Annotated in this window: 14 protein-coding genes and 2 tRNA genes; 6 read left to right on the top strand and 10 right to left on the bottom strand. The window is 59.7% G+C overall.

Features of this window, described 5'->3' with window-relative positions; all coding sequences use genetic code 11:
• Window positions 1–178: 178 nt before the first annotated feature.
• A complete protein-coding gene (locus tag ACR0NT_RS03820; protein WP_170441142.1) occupies window positions 179–571 on the top strand; it encodes a DUF302 domain-containing protein in 393 nt (130 codons plus the stop codon).
• A gap of 115 nt (window positions 572–686) precedes the next feature.
• Window positions 687–1,058 (top strand): hypothetical protein, encoded by a 372-nt coding sequence (locus ACR0NT_RS03815; RefSeq protein WP_170670754.1) that lies wholly within the window; start codon window positions 687–689, stop codon window positions 1,056–1,058.
• A 17-nt stretch (window positions 1,059–1,075) separates the two neighbouring features.
• On the opposite strand, the gene hisA is transcribed toward ACR0NT_RS03815, so the two are convergent.
• On the bottom strand, window positions 1,076–1,798 hold the full coding sequence (gene hisA / locus ACR0NT_RS03810) for a 1-(5-phosphoribosyl)-5-[(5-phosphoribosylamino)methylideneamino]imidazole-4-carboxamide isomerase (protein ID WP_170670756.1): 723 nt from the start codon (window positions 1,796–1,798) through the stop codon (window positions 1,076–1,078).
• A gap of 134 nt (window positions 1,799–1,932) precedes the next feature.
• Here hisA and ACR0NT_RS03805 point away from each other — a divergent pair, with 134 nt between their 5' ends.
• A complete protein-coding gene (locus ACR0NT_RS03805) occupies window positions 1,933–2,331 on the top strand; it encodes a DUF2147 domain-containing protein (protein ID WP_170441147.1) in 399 nt (132 codons plus the stop codon).
• A gap of 3 nt (window positions 2,332–2,334) precedes the next feature.
• Here the strand turns inward: ACR0NT_RS03805 and hisH are convergent, their stop codons facing one another.
• Both hisH and hisB read right to left on the bottom strand, forming a co-directional pair.
• Window positions 2,335–2,973, bottom strand: a complete 639-nt coding sequence (gene hisH, locus ACR0NT_RS03800) for an imidazole glycerol phosphate synthase subunit HisH (RefSeq protein ID WP_170670759.1) — start codon at window positions 2,971–2,973, stop codon at window positions 2,335–2,337.
• Complete coding sequence (hisB, locus tag ACR0NT_RS03795; RefSeq protein WP_170670761.1) at window positions 2,974–3,561, bottom strand: imidazoleglycerol-phosphate dehydratase HisB; 588 nt, start codon at window positions 3,559–3,561, stop codon at window positions 2,974–2,976. It abuts the gene before it with no gap.
• A 154-nt stretch (window positions 3,562–3,715) separates the two neighbouring features.
• On the opposite strand from hisB, the gene ACR0NT_RS03790 reads away from it, so the two are divergent.
• On the top strand, window positions 3,716–3,955 hold the full coding sequence (locus ACR0NT_RS03790; RefSeq protein WP_074735480.1) for an Lrp/AsnC family transcriptional regulator: 240 nt from the start codon (window positions 3,716–3,718) through the stop codon (window positions 3,953–3,955).
• Here ACR0NT_RS03790 and ACR0NT_RS03785 read toward each other — a convergent pair.
• From ACR0NT_RS03785 to ACR0NT_RS03775, 3 genes are all read right to left on the bottom strand, one after another.
• Window positions 3,952–4,818 (bottom strand): GNAT family N-acetyltransferase, encoded by an 867-nt coding sequence (locus ACR0NT_RS03785; protein WP_170670763.1) that lies wholly within the window; start codon window positions 4,816–4,818, stop codon window positions 3,952–3,954. The genes ACR0NT_RS03790 and ACR0NT_RS03785 overlap by 4 nt on opposite strands.
• 85 nt (window positions 4,819–4,903) lie before the next feature.
• A tRNA-Gly gene (locus ACR0NT_RS03780) sits at window positions 4,904–4,978 on the bottom strand.
• 34 nt (window positions 4,979–5,012) lie between these two features.
• Window positions 5,013–5,087: transfer RNA gene (locus ACR0NT_RS03775), tRNA-Gly, on the bottom strand.
• Window positions 5,088–5,235: 148 nt separating this feature from the next.
• Here ACR0NT_RS03775 and ACR0NT_RS03770 point away from each other — a divergent pair.
• A complete protein-coding gene (locus tag ACR0NT_RS03770) occupies window positions 5,236–5,388 on the top strand; it encodes a hypothetical protein (protein ID WP_170670765.1) in 153 nt (50 codons plus the stop codon).
• A 15-nt stretch (window positions 5,389–5,403) separates the two neighbouring features.
• On the opposite strand, the gene ACR0NT_RS03765 is transcribed toward ACR0NT_RS03770, so the two are convergent.
• From ACR0NT_RS03765 to ACR0NT_RS03750, 4 genes are all read right to left on the bottom strand, one after another.
• On the bottom strand, window positions 5,404–5,787 hold the full coding sequence (locus tag ACR0NT_RS03765; RefSeq protein WP_170441157.1) for an MAPEG family protein: 384 nt from the start codon (window positions 5,785–5,787) through the stop codon (window positions 5,404–5,406).
• Window positions 5,788–5,866: 79 nt separating this feature from the next.
• Entirely contained in the window at window positions 5,867–9,304 is a 3,438-nt protein-coding gene (locus ACR0NT_RS03760) for a pyruvate carboxylase (protein WP_170670767.1), read from the bottom strand.
• Window positions 9,305–9,428: 124 nt separating this feature from the next.
• Window positions 9,429–10,586 (bottom strand): alpha-hydroxy acid oxidase, encoded by a 1,158-nt coding sequence (locus ACR0NT_RS03755; protein WP_170670769.1) that lies wholly within the window; start codon window positions 10,584–10,586, stop codon window positions 9,429–9,431.
• Between the two features lie 39 nt (window positions 10,587–10,625).
• The gene (locus tag ACR0NT_RS03750; protein ID WP_480442623.1) at window positions 10,626–12,419 is read right to left on the bottom strand and encodes a sensor domain-containing diguanylate cyclase; all 1,794 of its coding nucleotides are present in this window, start codon (window positions 12,417–12,419) and stop codon (window positions 10,626–10,628) included.
• 179 nt (window positions 12,420–12,598) lie between these two features.
• Here ACR0NT_RS03750 and ACR0NT_RS03745 point away from each other — a divergent pair, with 179 nt between their 5' ends.
• Window positions 12,599–14,995, top strand: coding sequence for a UvrD-helicase domain-containing protein (locus ACR0NT_RS03745; protein ID WP_170670771.1), 2,397 nt, complete (start codon window positions 12,599–12,601; stop codon window positions 14,993–14,995).
• Window positions 14,996–15,062 lie beyond the last annotated feature (67 nt).

The following is a 15,062-nucleotide window of genomic DNA, read 5'->3' as shown; positions in this document are numbered from 1 at the left end:
GCGCAGGCTGCGGCAGTTATGGCGAAGGCCGGAACCGGCAAAGCCCCGCCGATGCCGGAGATGTGATTGCCACATCTCTCAAACCTGTGGACACTGTCCCCAAATTCATCAGGAGATCAATGAGATGCGCAAACTCTTTTTGACAACCGTTTTTGTAATTGGAGGAACTGTCACCGCAATGGCAGACGACATCATCAAGGTAAACACCGCCAAATCGGTGTCCGAGGCGTTGGACGCGCTTGAGGCCGCCGTTGGCAATGCGGGCGCAACGGTCTTTGCGCGTATCGACCACGCGGCGGGGGCCGAGAAGGTCGGGCTGACCATTCCGGCCAATCAGGTTCTGATTTTCGGCAACCCGGCGCTGGGCACACCGGCCATGCAGATCGACCCGCGTGCCGGCCTGTTCCTGCCGCTGAAAGTGCAAGCCTACGAGGATGAGAACGGTCAGGTCTGGCTGGCTTACGAGGACCCGAAAGAGACGATGGACGAGCTGGACGCCGTCGAAAACTCCCCCGTCATCGAAAAGATGCGCGGTGCGTTGGCCAAGCTGACTGCGGTTGCGGCCGAGTAGGCACCGGTGCGTCGCCGGAACGGATTACCGAAGCACCAACTCCTTCAAAATTTGTTTGATCGGGGGGATTATGGTAAATACCCCCATTTCAAACAGTATTTGGGAGGAGTTTTCCATGAAATCGTCATTGAAAACGATAGGGATTGCTGGTGCTGCTTTTCTGGCCCTGACCGGCGCAGCGCAAGCTCAGGATTTCATGACACAAAAAGAAATATTGGCGACCATTCCGGGTTCGACGATTTACGGTATTTCGAACCAGGATAACAAAACCCAATGGGCGCAAGCCTACAGCAAAGGCCGTAAAAAGGGAAAGCTTGCCGGTAACTCTGGTGGCAATAAGTATGAAGGCAAATGGTATGTCGATGGCGACATGTGGTGTGAAGAGACCGGCGATTGGGTGGGGTGCTTTCAATTCGTTCGCATAAGCGAAAAGGAACTGCAGCCGTACAAAGACGGGCAGCCCAGGAACAAATGGACAATACAGTAACCCGCTGCTGAGCGGCTCTATTTGCTCAGAGTGGACAAGGCCTCTTTCAGGTCAATCGCGCCATCATACAGCGCCCGACCGGAAATCGCGCCGTTCAGGTCCACACCGCAATCGCGCAGCGCTATCAGATCGTCCAATGAGCTGACGCCACCCGAAGCGATCACCGGGATCGATACGGCGCGGGCCAGGTCGGCGGTGGCTTCTATATTCGGACCCTGCATCGCGCCGTCGCGGTTGATGTCGGTATAGATGATGGCGGCAACGCCTGCATCCTCGAAGCTGCGGGCCAGATCGGTGACCTGCACATCGGTTTCCTCGGCCCAGCCCTTGGTGGCGACCATACCGTTACGGGCGTCGATGCCCACCGCGACCTTGCCGGGGAATTCTCGCGCGGCCTCGCGCACCAGATCGGGGTTTTCCACCGCGACGGTGCCCAGAATCACGCGGGCCAGTCCCTTGCCGATCCAGGTCTCGATCGTGGCCATATCGCGGATTCCGCCACCCAACTGGGCGGGGACGTCGCAGACTTTCAGGATGGCTTCGACCGGGGCTGCGTTCACCGGCTCACCCGCGAAAGCTCCATTCAGGTCGACAAGGTGCAGCCATTCGCAGCCCGCCTCGACGAATGCGCGAGCTTGCGCGGTAGGGTCTTCGTTGAACACGGTTGCCTTGTCCATTTCTCCGCGCAGCAGGCGCACGGCCTGGCCGTCTTTGAGGTCGATGGCGGGGTAAAGGATCATGATCGGCGGCCCTATATCAGTGTTACACGCGCGGGATATCGCACAGGCGGGGCAGGGGATGCAACGCGACGCTAAGTCATTCTTGCCCAGTTGGGTTCCGCCCGTCAGACTGACGGCAAAACAGGGAGGAAATCATGAAGAAAATTACTCTTGCGGCAGGCTTTGCAGTACTGGCAACGGCGTCTTTCGCTGATCCGGTCGATGGCCTGTGGAAGACGCAGCCGGGCGACGAAGGCGGTTACCTGCATGTCACGATTGCTCCGTGCGGCAGCGCGATCTGTGGCACCATCGACAGCGCCTTTGACAAATCCGGCAATCAGCAGCTGGCCTATGAGAATCTTGGCAAGCAGATCATCTGGGACATGGAGCCCGAGGGTGACGGCAGCTATGCCAATGGCAAGATCTGGGCGCCGGACCGGGACAAGACCTACAACTCGAAAATGACCCTCGACAGCCAGAACGAGCTGACCGTCAAGGGGTGTGTCGCGGGTGGTCTGGTCTGTCGCGGACAGACCTGGACGCGCATTCAGTAGGCTTTACGGAGCCCAGGTCAGGAAGTTCCCGATCATGCGCAGGCCCACGTCCTGGCTTTTTTCCGGGTGGAACTGCATCCCAACCATCGTGTCGCGGCCGATCACGGCCGTGACCTCTTGCCCATAATCCACATAGGCCAGCCGCTGCGCAGGATCGCTGACGCGGAAATGGTAGGAGTGGACGAAATAGGTGTGGTCACCCGATTTCACCCCGTCGAAAACGGGATGCTCGCATTCCAAAACCAGATCGTTCCAGCCCATATGCGGGACTTTCAGCGCCCGGTCCGAAGGTTCGATCCGCACCACGTCACCCGCAATCCAGCCCAGACCGTCCGTGTCGGTATATTCGTGACCCTTTGAGGCCATCAGCTGCATCCCGACGCAGATACCCAGAAACGGCCGGCCTTTCTGTTCGACCGCCTCGACCATCGCGTCATAGATGCCTTTGTGGCCACGTAGCTCGGCGGCGCAGGCCGGAAAGGCACCGTCGCCGGGCAGCACCAACCGGTCCGCCCGTGCGACGACATCTGCGTCCGAGGTCACGACAACCTCGCCCGTGCCCACCTCGCGCGCCATGCGTTGAAATGCCTTTTCGGCCGAGTGCAGGTTACCGCTCTCGTAATCAATGATGGCGGTCAGCATTTACAGCGCGCCTTTGGTCGACGGAATCGCATCCGCCTTGCGCGGGTCGGTTTCGACCGCCAGCCGCAGGGCGCGGGCGACGGCCTTGAAGGCAGCCTCGGCAATGTGGTGGCTGTTGAAGCCGTGCAGCTGGTCGATATGCAGGGTGATGCCGCCATGGGTGGACAGCGCCTGAAAGAACTCGCGCACCAGTTCGGTGTCGAATGTGCCGATCTTCTGGGTCGGCAGGTCCACGTTCCAGATCAGGAACGGGCGCGCCGACAGATCCAGAGCACAACGCACCTGCGCGTCGTCCATGGGCAGGTGGCATTCGCCATAGCGACGGATGCCTTTCTTGTCGCCCAGGGCCTGCGTCAGCGCCTGACCCAGCGCAATCCCCGTATCCTCGACGGTGTGGTGGTCGTCGATGTGATAATCGCCCTTGGCGCTGATCGTCATGTCGATCAGCGAATGGCGCGCAAGCTGGTCCAGCATGTGGTCAAAGAAGCCAACGCCGGTCTGGTTGTCATAGGTGCCGGTGCCGTCCAGATTGACCTCGACCGAGATCTCGGTCTCGGCGGTCTGACGGCTGATCTTTGCGCTGCGCATGGGCGAATTCCTTTTGCTACAGGCGCGCTTATAGACGGGGAAGGGCGGGGTTTTCCAGACCGCCCGTCGCATTCGCCGCAAACTGTTGCAGGGGATTGCGCCCGGTCGCGGCCCGTGCCAGCCTGCAGGCAACTCAATCAACAAGGCCCGGCCCATGTCCACCTGCGTTTTCATCCAAATCCGCTGCAAACCCGGCACCACCTACAAGGTAGCCGAGGAAATCGCCCTGCGCGAAATCCATTCCGAACTGTATTCGACCAGTGGTGAATATGACCTGCTGCTGAAGCTCTACATCCCCGAAACCGATGATGTTGGGCATTTCATCAACGAAAACCTGCTGGTGATTCCCAATATCGAGCGGTCGCTGACCACGATGACGTTCAAGGCGTTCTAACCCAGTTCAAACGTCGTGACGCCGAAAATACGGTTCAGGTCGATGTCCGGCTCGTGATCGGAATACATCCGCGCCGTTTCAAACACCTTGTCCAGCCCCAGCTCCTTGGCCAATGCGAAGGCCGCGGGGTTGGGTTGCGGCATGTCCACAAAAATCTCGTGTTCGTTGTGATCCTCGGGGATCGCAGCCAAAAGCGCGCCCAGCAAAGCCCGCGCAATATCTGGCGTATCGGCGAACAGCGGCCCAACCTTGTACCCGGTGAGGCAGGGGCGCAGGGTTGCATATCCCCGGATCCTGCCGTTTTCGGTATAGAGCTTTGACACATGGCTATAGGCGCTCAGCCAGCTGTCCAGAAACAGATCACGCGGCGCAGGAAACAGGTGGCGGTCGTAGGCCTTCAAATCGTCTGACGCGTTGGTCAAATCGGTAACGTGATCGTTTTGTCCAGTGTCTAACTTGGCCAGCATCCGGGTTTTCGTTCCCGCAAAGCGATAATTGTTATAGGCAAAGGTAAAGCCGGACTTTCGGTAATTGTCCTGCTGCTCGACCACGCCATCCAGCCCCATGTTGCGCCCCGTGCAATGGGCCAGCGCGTGGCCCGCGATCTCAAGCCCGTGGCCGTGGTGCCGAAACTCGGGCTTCACGATGTAGAACCCCAGGAATGAAAACGCGTCGTCGTAGTTCACCGCTGAAACAGACGCGATCATCTCACCATCCAGAAACCCGCCCAGAAACCCATCCGGGTCCGTCGGGCGGAAGCACGCGGCGTCATGTACGCCCGGATTCCACCCCTCGCGGCCCGCCCAGTCCACGGCGTGTTCAACCTCGGCGGCGGTGAGGGGGCGAATGACATAGTCCGACATGGGCCAATTCCGTGCATGATTGAAATCACGGCCAGAATGGCGCAACGGTGGCAAAAGAACCAGAGTGTTGAGGGAGGTTGGTATCTGGAGCGGGCGAGGCGATTCGAACGCCCGACCCTAACCTTGGCAAGGTTATGCTCTACCCCTGAGCTACGCCCGCATCAGATACATATGCTGGTCCGAAGACCTCTCAATGGAGCGGGCGAGGCGATTCGAACGCCCGACCCTAACCTTGGCAAGGTTATGCTCTACCCCTGAGCTACGCCCGCGCCGTTGAGTGAGGAGGGATGTATAAATTCCCACGCGGGGCTGCAAGCGGAAAAACACAAAAAGGCGGAAAAATCTTTCGACGGAATCCCGCGCGCGCGCCGTTCAACACTTAGAGCAGCATAAAACAAGAGGGTTCGAGGAGAGGACATGACACGGATAGCAGATATGAAGATGGCCCTGCTGGCGGCACTAATCGTGCTGACATCGGCGCTTTGTATACCGGAGAAGGACAGGCTGGGTGAGGTTGAGCCTGTCCTGAGGGATGCGCCGCAGGTCGAAACGCGGGTACTGGCGGGGTAGACCCCGCCGACCAGATCACAGCGCCAGAACGATATTCGCGATAGCGGCCACCAGAATCGCTGTGAAAGTCAGGAGCATCCCGATCTGGCGCAGAATGACGATCTGCGGGCTGCGTCCGAATCCATAGGCGTGCAACAGGCGGCCGCTCAGCAATGTCAGGCCTAGCAAGTTCAGCAGCAGCCCACCTGCGCCTTGTAGTTCGACCATCGCGATCAACAGCAGGGCAAAGGGGGTGTATTCGACAAAGTTGGAATGCGTTCGCATCACCTTGAGCATCGCTGTATTCCCGCCGTCGCCGTAGGAAATCTTGTCGCTGCGCCGCTGGCTGATGACCTTGACGCTGAGCGCGACAAACAAGATTGCCAGCAATGCGGCATAGACAGGTGTGATTGACAGCATGAGCGTTTATCCTTCTCGGGTCGAAAAAAGGCCGCCCGGTTCCCCGAGCGGCCCCTGTTAGCCCAGAAAGCTAAACCGGTTATTCCAGTTCGACCAGCAGGTCCTTTGCGTCAATCTGCCCACCGGGTTGAATGTGAACAGCTTTGACCGTGGCATCGCGTTCCGCGTGGATGCCGGTTTCCATCTTCATCGCTTCGATGGTCAGCAGCAGATCGCCCTCTTTGACCTCTTGACCCGCCGCGACAGCGACCGTCGCGACTACACCGGGCATGGGCGCGCCAACGTGGTTGGGGTTGCCCGCCTCGGCCTTGGGCCGGGCCTGCGTGGACGATGTCACCAAGCGGTTCGGCACCCGGATCACGCGCGGTTGGCCGTTGAGTTCAAAGAACACTTTGACCTCGCCCTTTTCATCGGTCTCACCGATGGCCTGGCAGCGGATTTCCAGCGTCTTGCCTGGATCGATCTCGGCGGTGATCTCTTCGCCCGGCTCCATCCCGTAGAAGAAGGTGCGGGTGGGCAGGGTGCGAACCGGACCATAGGTGCGGTGGCGGCCCATGTAATCCAGAAACACCTTGGGATACATGAGGTAGCCGTTCAGGTCCTCGTCATCGACCTCTTTGCCTTCCAACTGCTTGGACAGGTCGGCGCGGGTGGCCTCCAGGTCGACCGCAGGAACATCCTTGCCGGGGCGTTCGGTGTTGGGCGCTTCGTCTTTCAACACCTTCTTGATGATGGTGTCTGGGAAGCCGCCCGGAGGCTGACCCAGGTTGCCGCGCATCATATCGACCACCGAGTCGGGGAAGGCCACATCGGTCGAGGGGCTTTCCACGTCTTCGCGGGTCAGGCCCTGGCTGACCATCATCAGCGCCATGTCACCGACCACTTTGGACGACGGCGTCACCTTGACGATGTCACCGAACATCTGGTTCACGTCGGCATACATCTGCGCGACCTCGTGCCAGCGTTCCTCCAAACCCAAGGAACGCGCCTGCGCCTTGAGGTTGGTGAACTGACCGCCGGGCATCTCGTGCAAGTAAACCTCGGACGCCGGAGCTTGCAGGCTGGATTCGAAGGCCGCGTACTGTCCGCGGACGGCCTCGAAGTAATCGCTGATCTCGCGGATCGCCTTGATGTCCAGACCGGTATCACGCTCGGTATGGCGCAGGGCCTCGACCACGGTGCCCAGCGTCGCCTGCGAGGTGTTGCCCGAGAAGCTGTCCATCGCGCAGTCCACTGCGTCCACGCCCGCCTCGGATGCGGCCAGAATGGTGGCGCTGGCGATGCCGGCGGTGTCGTGGGTGTGGAAATGGATCGGCAGGCCAACCTCTTCCTTCAGCGCCCGGATCAGGATGCGGGCCGAGGCCGGTTTCAGCAGGCCCGCCATATCTTTCAGGCCCAGCACATGGGCGCCTGCGTCGCGCAGCTCTTTCGCCATGCCGACATAATACTTCAGGTCATATTTAGAGCGATCCGGGTCCAGAATGTCGCCGGTATAGCAGACGGTGCCCTCACAGATCTTGCCGTTTTCAACAACCGCATCCATGGCCACGCGCATGTTTTCAACCCAGTTCAACGAGTCGAACACGCGGAACACGTCGATGTTTTGCGATGCCTGACGCACGAATTCACGCACCACGTTGTCGGGGTAGTTGGTATAGCCAACGCCGTTTGCCCCGCGCAGCAGCATCTGGGTCATCAGGTTCGGCATCGCTTCGCGCAGGTCGCGCAGACGCTGCCACGGGCATTCCTGCAAGAAGCGATAGGCCACGTCGAAAGTCGCACCGCCCCAGCATTCGACCGAGAACAGCTGCGGCAGGTTGGCCGCATAGCTGGGCGCCACTTTGATCATGTCGATCGAACGCATCCGGGTCGCCAGCAACGACTGGTGCCCGTCGCGCATGGTGGTGTCGGTGATCAGCAACTGCCGCTGGGCTTTCATCCAGTCTGCGACAGCCTGCGGGCCTTTCTGCTCCAGCAGGTTGCGAGTACCCATTTTGGGTTCACCCTTCAGTGCGGGGGGCTTGGCCTCTTTCAGATCGGCGCGCGGTTCCGGGCGGTCCTTGGTTTCAGGGTGACCGTTCACGGTGATATCCGCGATATAGGTCAGAACCTTGGTACCCCGGTCGCGGCGGCGCTTGAAGGTGAACAGGTCCGGTGTCGTGTCGATGAACTTGGTTGTGTATTCGTTCGACAGGAAGGTCGGGTGCTTCAGCAAATTAATGACAAAGTCGATATTGGTGCTGACGCCGCGAATACGGAACTCGCGCAGGGCGCGGTCCATCCGGGCAATCGCCGCATCGGGCGTTGGCGCTTTGGCGGTCACTTTGGTCAGCAACGAGTCATAATACCGCGTGATCACCCCGCCCGCATAGGCCGTGCCGCCATCCAGACGGATGCCCATGCCGGTGGCCGAGCGATAGGCGGTGATGCGGCCATAGTCGGGGATGAAGTTGTTCTGCGGGTCCTCGGTGGTGATCCGGGTCTGCAGGGCGTGGCCGTTCAGGCGCACATCGGCCTGGCTCGCGGCACCGGTGGCCTCTGCCAGCGTTTTGCCCTCGGCGATCAGGATCTGCGCCTGAACGATGTCGATGCCGGTGACCTCTTCGGTGACGGTGTGTTCCACCTGTACGCGGGGGTTCACCTCAATGAAGTAGAACTTTCCGGTCTCCATATCCATCAGGAACTCGACGGTACCGGCGCATTCATAGTTCACGTGGGCGCAGATTTTGCGGCCCAACTCACAAATCTCGGCGCGCTGTTCTTCGGACAGATACGGGGCAGGCGCGCGCTCGACGACCTTCTGGTTCCGGCGCTGGACCGAGCAGTCGCGTTCAAAGAGGTGATAGATCTCACCATGCTTGTCGCCGAGGATCTGAACCTCAACGTGGCGGGCACGGGTGATCATCTTTTCCAGATAGCCCTCGCCGTTGCCGAATGCGGCCTCGGCCTCGCGGCGGCCTTCCAGAACCTTTTCTTCCAGCTCATCTTCCGAGTGGATCGGGCGCATACCGCGCCCGCCGCCGCCCCAACTGGCCTTCAGCATCAGCGGATAGCCGATCTCTTTGGCTTCGGCCCGGATCGCGTCCATGTCATCGCCCAGCACTTCGGTCGCCGGGATGACCGGCACGTCTGCCTGAACGGCGACGCGGCGTGCACTGGCTTTGTCGCCCAGGGCGCGCATGGTTTCCGCCTTGGGGCCGATGAAAGTGATGCCGTTCTGCACACAGGCATCGACGAAATCGGGGTTTTCGGACAGCAGGCCATAGCCGGGGTGGATCGCATCCGCACCGCATTCCTTGGCCACGCGGATGATTTCATCAATGCTGAGATATGCCGCAACCGGGCCCATGCCTTCGCCAATGCGATATGCCTCATCCGCCTTGAAACGATGCAAGCCCAGCTTGTCTTCTTCGGCGAACACAGCGACGGTGCGTTTGCCCATCTCATTGGCTGCACGCATCACGCGAATGGCAATCTCGCCCCTGTTGGCGATCAGGATCTTTTTGAAGTCGGTCATTTTCGGTCCCGGTCTTTATGGTTTGGCCGTGTTAGTAGGCGGACAATACGCGCTCGTATATCAGTCCTTCTGGGTAGAACCGGCATGTTATCGCTCGCAAACGCCGCCTTTTGGCGTGATTGTCTTACACTCGCTGCACTGCAGCATCAATGTTTGCGATTGCCGTCGGGATTTCCTGCAGGTTTGAAAGACCCATTTGGCCCATATTGGCGAGCATGTCCTGACGCAGGATGTCGATGACATGCGCGGGCCCTTTTGCGCCCAAGGCGCTGATACCATACAGGAATCCGCGCCCGAGCATGACAAAGTCCGCGCCCAGTGCCAGCGCGCGCAGAATGTCCAGGCCGCCTTCGACACCGCTGTCGAAGATCAGGGGCAGGTTTGTCGCCTCACGGATCAAAGGTAGCACATTGATACTTGCAGGCGCTCCGTCAAACTGCCGTCCACCGTGATTCGAGACCCAAATGGCATCAACACCGGCCTTTTGCAGCCGTTCGGCATCTTCGGGGCGCATCACGCCCTTTATGATGAACGGTCCGTCCCATGCGTCCCGCAACCAATTGACATACTCCATGTCTGGTGAAGTGCGCAGCAGGTAGCCAGCATGGGCGGTCGGCGGCAGGGCACTGTCTCCGTCGATATACTTGTCCAGTGTCCGCATCCGGGGCATCCCGTTTTGCGCCATGCCCAAGGCCCAGGCCGGACGCAGGGCGATCTGGGCCAGCAGGCGCGGGCTCAGTCGCGGAGGATTGGTCAGACCGGACCGCGTTTGCCGTTCCCGCCGCGAGGCGACCGGGACGTCGACAGTCAGCACAAGGTTCGAGAACCCGGCGGATCTGGCGCGATTCAGCATGTCGGTGCGAATGTCCGGGTCTTTCGGCGGGTACAGCTGAAACCAGGCGTGCCGCCCAAGATGAGGGGCCAGATCCTCGGGGCTCTGGCTGGCGACCGTCGAGAGCGTGTAGGGCAGTCCCGCCTCGGCGGCGGCACGTGCCAGCAGCCCTTCCGCGTCCGGCCAGATCAGACCGGCCATTCCGATGGGTGCGATGCCGAAGGGCAGGGGAAAATCCTGCCCCAGAAAACGCGTGCCGGTATTAAATTCGATGGGGCCATGCAGGATCGAGGGCAGAAACTGCACCTGATCCAGCGCGGCCCGGTTGCGGTGCAATGTGGTCTCGGAACCTGTGCCGCTTGCCAGATATTCCCAGACGAAGAAAGGAATCCTGCGCTTTGCGTGGCGCTTCAGGTCGGCAAGGCCGGGGAATGAGCTGTGCAGGTCCATATGAATTGATCCAACCTGCGCAGCGATTCTGCAAGGTTTTCAAGCGGCTGAGGACGGTGGCGCGGATTTGGACGCCCGTTTGTGCATTGCATCTGCCACCGGCGAAGGGACCGAGGCTGCACCTTTGGCGACCTGCACCTGATTCCGGCCCTTGTCTTTGGCCATATACAGCGCGTCATCCGCTGCACGCATCAGGTCCTGTGGCATGGTGCCATGCGCCGGGTAGTGGGCGACGCCCACGGAAATCGTTATGCGCGGCAGGGATTTCTCCCCATACCGGACCGAGACAGCTTCGACAGCCTGCCGCAATTGTTCGGCGCGGGTGATGGCATCGTCGGGCGTGTTGTCCGGCAGGATCAGCATGAACTCCTCTCCGCCGATGCGGCAGGCGACCTCATCCCGGTCGCAGCCCTGTTCCAGGGCCGACCCCACCGCGCGCAGCACCATGTCGCCCGCATCATGCCCATGGGTGTCGTTGAACTTTTTGAAATGGTCGACATCCACCGCAATCAGGCTCAGCGAGGCCCCTGTCTGTTGGCTGCGGCTGATGGATTTGCGCAGCGTTTCGGTCATGTGCCGACGGTTGAACAATCCGGTTAGCGGGTCGCGCACCGACTGGTCATGCAGTTGATCGCGCATCCGGACATTCGCGATCGCCATGCTGATCTGTTCGGCGCAAAGCTGGGCCAGCTTCTTGCTGGAATGAAAAACCTCATCGCAGCCCTCATGTGCCCGCAGATGTAAAAGACCAACCGTTTCCCCGTGGGCCAGAATGGGAAAGCAGAAATAGGGCCGACCATCATGCGGTTCGGCATGTTCGCAGACAAAGTCGATCTCGGACGCGCCATATTCATAGGTGCGCCCCCGCCGCAGACCCCAGCACCCTTCCGGATGGATATGCGATTTGTGAGTGCCGCCATTCCAGCTGGCACAGCCATCCAGCACATCGCGCGAATTGGAATAGACATACACACTGCCCTCGGCCTCGGGCAGGATATGGGTCATGAAACGCGACACCATGTCGAACAGCTCATCTAGCGAGCGGCTGGATTGCAGCCATTCGTTCAACTCGCCCAGCAAGCGGACCTCGCGCGCAAGGCGCAGTTGGTCGTCCATCAGTTCACGCTCTTTTGCGGCGCGGCCCCGCAGGCTGCGCACCTGCCGCCGGTTGGCGCGGAAAATGACCAGTGTCACCGCCGACAGGGCAAGCAGGGCAATGCCGCTGAGCACGGTCAGCAACAGGCGAACCCGATTGATGAACAGATTCCGCACCTGCGTGATGTCCGAATAAAACTCGATTGCACCGACAAAGCGGCCTTCGCGGATGACGGGGGTATAGATTTCGGCCACGTGGCGGGTCTGCGGCCCGGTGAACTCCAGCAGGTTGCCGTCGAAATCGTCGACTTCGGTCAGGGGTTTTTCTTCATGTTTGTATACGATGTTTCCCCGGCCCAGCACGTCGCTGAAATAGGAGTCGCTGTTGACCGAACCCACGTCCGTGGCGCGGGTCGACCAGATCACCCGCCCTGCGTCGTTGAAGAGTTTGAAGCGGTAGATGTCCGAGGTTGCGGGCAGCAATTCCAGAAACTCTTCATCATGGGCGTCCAGCTTGCCGGTGCGAAAGGTGGCGTCAACATCCTCGAGATGAGAAACCACTTGCCGGTTCATCTGCGCTGCGGCGTGGCGCAGGTCGGATTCCAGCATCCGGTCGACCACCGGCGCGGGAATCGCGTAAATTCCCCAACCTGACAGGGCCGTGAGGCCTCCCATCGTCAGAATGATGCCAGCAAGTTTCAGACGGGACACCATGCCCGATCCGTCAGTGTTTTTCATGATCCGCGCTCCCACAGCTTTGACCTCAGCATCGGATGCAAGCTTTGACAGTGGGTTAACGCGAGCGTGGCGCAGCGAAGCGTATTGGTTAGAATTGGTGGTAAAGGAGGTGAAAAACTGTGCGAACAAGGGGTGAACAAACTCTTTCCCTCGGCGCGCATCCGGCGTAGTTTGGGGGGATGAGCAGTAACGACGAAATGGACGCCTTTGAGGGCGCATCACTGTCCGCGCGGGCTATGGCCACGCGTCCGAAGGATCATTTGAAGTGGTTGAACGATCCACAGATGAAAGCAGCCACTACTCTTGATGGTCCATTATTGGTTTTAGCCGGAGCTGGAACAGGTAAAACTAGGTGTTTGATTTCTCGCATTGCAGAAATCTTGGATGACGGCCGCGCCAGATCGGATCAGATCCTCGCTGTTACGTTTACGAACAAAGCGGCAAAGGAGATGAAAAAACGTGTAGAACAATATCCCGTCAACGTTAGCAGCGGATTGCAATGGATGGGGACTTTCCACGCCATCTGTGTCAAGCTCTTGCGTCGCCACGCGGAACTGGTCGATCTGAAATCGAACTTCACCATTCTGGATACGGACGATCAATTGCGTCTGCTCAAGCAAGTGATTCAGGCGGCGAATATCGATGAAAAGCGATGGCCCCCTCGGATGCTGGCAGGGATCATTGACGACTGGAAAAACCGGGCATTGACACCGGATAAGGTGCCTGCTGCTGATGCGGGCGCATACAATAACAAGGGTATTGAGCTTTATTCCCAATACCAAACCCGCCTGCGCGAACTGAACGCGGTGGATTTCGGTGACCTGCTGCTGCACATGGTCACGATTTTCCAGACCCGTCCGGGCGTTCTGGAAAATTACCAGCACCGCTTCCGCTACATTCTCGTCGACGAGTATCAGGATACCAACGTTGCCCAATATCTCTGGTTGCGCCTGCTGGCCGGAGGGCACAAGAATATCTGCTGCGTCGGAGACGACGACCAGTCGATCTATGGCTGGCGCGGGGCCGAGGTGGGCAACATCCTGCGGTTCGAAAAGGATTTTCCCGGTGCATATGTGGTGCGGCTGGAGCAGAACTATCGCTCGACCCCGCATATTCTGGCTGCCGCGTCGAATGTGATCCGCGGCAATGAAAGCCGTTTGGGCAAAGAGCTGTGGACCGACGCGAAAGAGGGCGAAAAGGTTCGGCTGATCGGCCATTGGGATGGCGAGGAAGAGGCCCGCTGGATCGGTGAGGAAATTGACGCGATGCAGGGCGGCACGCGCGGCGCGAGGCCGATGAACCTCGATGAGATTGCGATTCTGGTCCGTGCCTCGCATCAGATGCGGGCGTTTGAGGATCGGTTTCTGACCATCGGTCTACCTTACAAGGTGATCGGCGGACCTCGGTTCTATGAGCGGATGGAGATTCGCGATGCCATGGCCTATTTCCGGCTGGTGGTCAGCCCCGAGGATGATCTGGCCTTCGAGCGGATCGTGAACACGCCAAAACGCGGCCTTGGAGACAAGGCGCAGCAAACGATTCAGGTGGTGGCGCGGGAAAACGGCGTGTCTCTGGTCGAGGGTGCGCGGATTGCGGTTGAGAATGGGCTGATCAAGGGCAAGGGCGGCAAGGCGCTGCGCGAGTTGATCGACGGGCTGGCACGTTGGAATGCGATGACGCGGGGACCTCGGATCGAGGTGGATGATGACACGGTGATCGATGATGGGGTCTCGCCCATCCGCTATGGTGCGCCGGAACACACCCATATCGAACTGGCGCAGATCGTTTTGGACGAATCCGGCTACACCGGCCATTGGCAGAACGAAAAGACGCCCGAAGCGCCGGGGCGGCTGGAAAACCTCAAGGAATTGGTCAATCAGCTGGACAATTTCGAGAACCTTCAAGGGTTTCTGGAACATGTCAGCCTGGTGATGGACAACGAGCAGGACGGCGACGGGGCCAAGGTCTCGATCATGACCCTGCATGCGGCGAAGGGGCTGGAGTTTCCAGCTGTATTCCTGCCGGGGTGGGAGGATGGCTTGTTCCCCTCACAGCGGTCAATGGACGAGCAGGGGATCAAGGGCCTCGAAGAGGAACGGCGGCTGGCTTATGTGGGAATCACCCGCGCAGAAGAGGTCTGTACGATTTCCTTTGCCGCCAACCGGCGGGTGTTCGGGCAGTGGCAGAATTCCATGCCGTCGCGATTCATCGACGAATTGCCCGAGGATCATGTGGAGGTGCTGACGCCTCCGGGTCTCTATGGAGGAGGTCAGCCGACGGCCAGCATCGAAACGCGCGCGGCTGAGGCGAATGTCTACAACTCACCCGGCTGGAAGCGGATGCAGGCGCGGCAGGGGCAATATGGTACATCGCAACCGCGGGAGAGCCGAAACACGGTGATCGACGCCACGGCGGTGGCCAGTTTCACTTTGGGTGAGCGCGTGTTTCACCAGAAATTTGGCTATGGCGCGGTGATCGGCATCGAAGGGGACAAGGTCGAAGTTGATTTCGACAAGGCGGGCACAAAAAAGGTGGTCTCGCGATTCCTGTCGGCCAAGGACGACGTGCCGTTTTAGCCAAATGGAATGTGCCTGACGGCACATGCTCGATTCTTTTGAGGGGCGCCCGGCTTTGGCCGTGGCG

It is taken from the genome of Ruegeria sp. AB10 (assembly GCF_056542745.1).
The sequence above is the reverse complement of the archived record's forward strand: the minus strand, read 5'-3'. Positions and strand labels throughout refer to the sequence as shown.

What these genes read in the sequence shown, in the direction of transcription:
- ACR0NT_RS03745 (WP_170670771.1), top strand. Translation starts at nt 12,599, where the DNA reads ATGAGCAGTAACGACGAAATGGACGCCTTTGAGGGCGCATCACTGTCC.
- ACR0NT_RS03820 (WP_170441142.1), top strand. Translation starts at nt 179, where the DNA reads ATGGCAGACGACATCATCAAGGTAAACACCGCCAAATCGGTGTCCGAG.
- ACR0NT_RS03765 (WP_170441157.1), bottom strand. Translation starts at nt 5,787, where the DNA reads ATGCTGTCAATCACACCTGTCTATGCCGCATTGCTGGCAATCTTGTTT.
- ACR0NT_RS03815 (WP_170670754.1), top strand. Translation starts at nt 687, where the DNA reads ATGAAATCGTCATTGAAAACGATAGGGATTGCTGGTGCTGCTTTTCTG.
- hisA (WP_170670756.1), bottom strand. Translation starts at nt 1,798, where the DNA reads ATGATCCTTTACCCCGCCATCGACCTCAAAGACGGCCAGGCCGTGCGC.
- ACR0NT_RS03785 (WP_170670763.1), bottom strand. Translation starts at nt 4,818, where the DNA reads ATGTCGGACTATGTCATTCGCCCCCTCACCGCCGCCGAGGTTGAACAC.
- ACR0NT_RS03805 (WP_170441147.1), top strand. Translation starts at nt 1,933, where the DNA reads ATGAAGAAAATTACTCTTGCGGCAGGCTTTGCAGTACTGGCAACGGCG.
- ACR0NT_RS03750 (WP_480442623.1), bottom strand. Translation starts at nt 12,419, where the DNA reads ATGAAAAACACTGACGGATCGGGCATGGTGTCCCGTCTGAAACTTGCT.
- hisH (WP_170670759.1), bottom strand. Translation starts at nt 2,973, where the DNA reads ATGCTGACCGCCATCATTGATTACGAGAGCGGTAACCTGCACTCGGCC.
- ACR0NT_RS03760 (WP_170670767.1), bottom strand. Translation starts at nt 9,304, where the DNA reads ATGACCGACTTCAAAAAGATCCTGATCGCCAACAGGGGCGAGATTGCC.
- ACR0NT_RS03755 (WP_170670769.1), bottom strand. Translation starts at nt 10,586, where the DNA reads ATGGACCTGCACAGCTCATTCCCCGGCCTTGCCGACCTGAAGCGCCAC.
- ACR0NT_RS03770 (WP_170670765.1), top strand. Translation starts at nt 5,236, where the DNA reads ATGACACGGATAGCAGATATGAAGATGGCCCTGCTGGCGGCACTAATC.
- hisB (WP_170670761.1), bottom strand. Translation starts at nt 3,561, where the DNA reads ATGCGCAGCGCAAAGATCAGCCGTCAGACCGCCGAGACCGAGATCTCG.
- ACR0NT_RS03790 (WP_074735480.1), top strand. Translation starts at nt 3,716, where the DNA reads ATGTCCACCTGCGTTTTCATCCAAATCCGCTGCAAACCCGGCACCACC.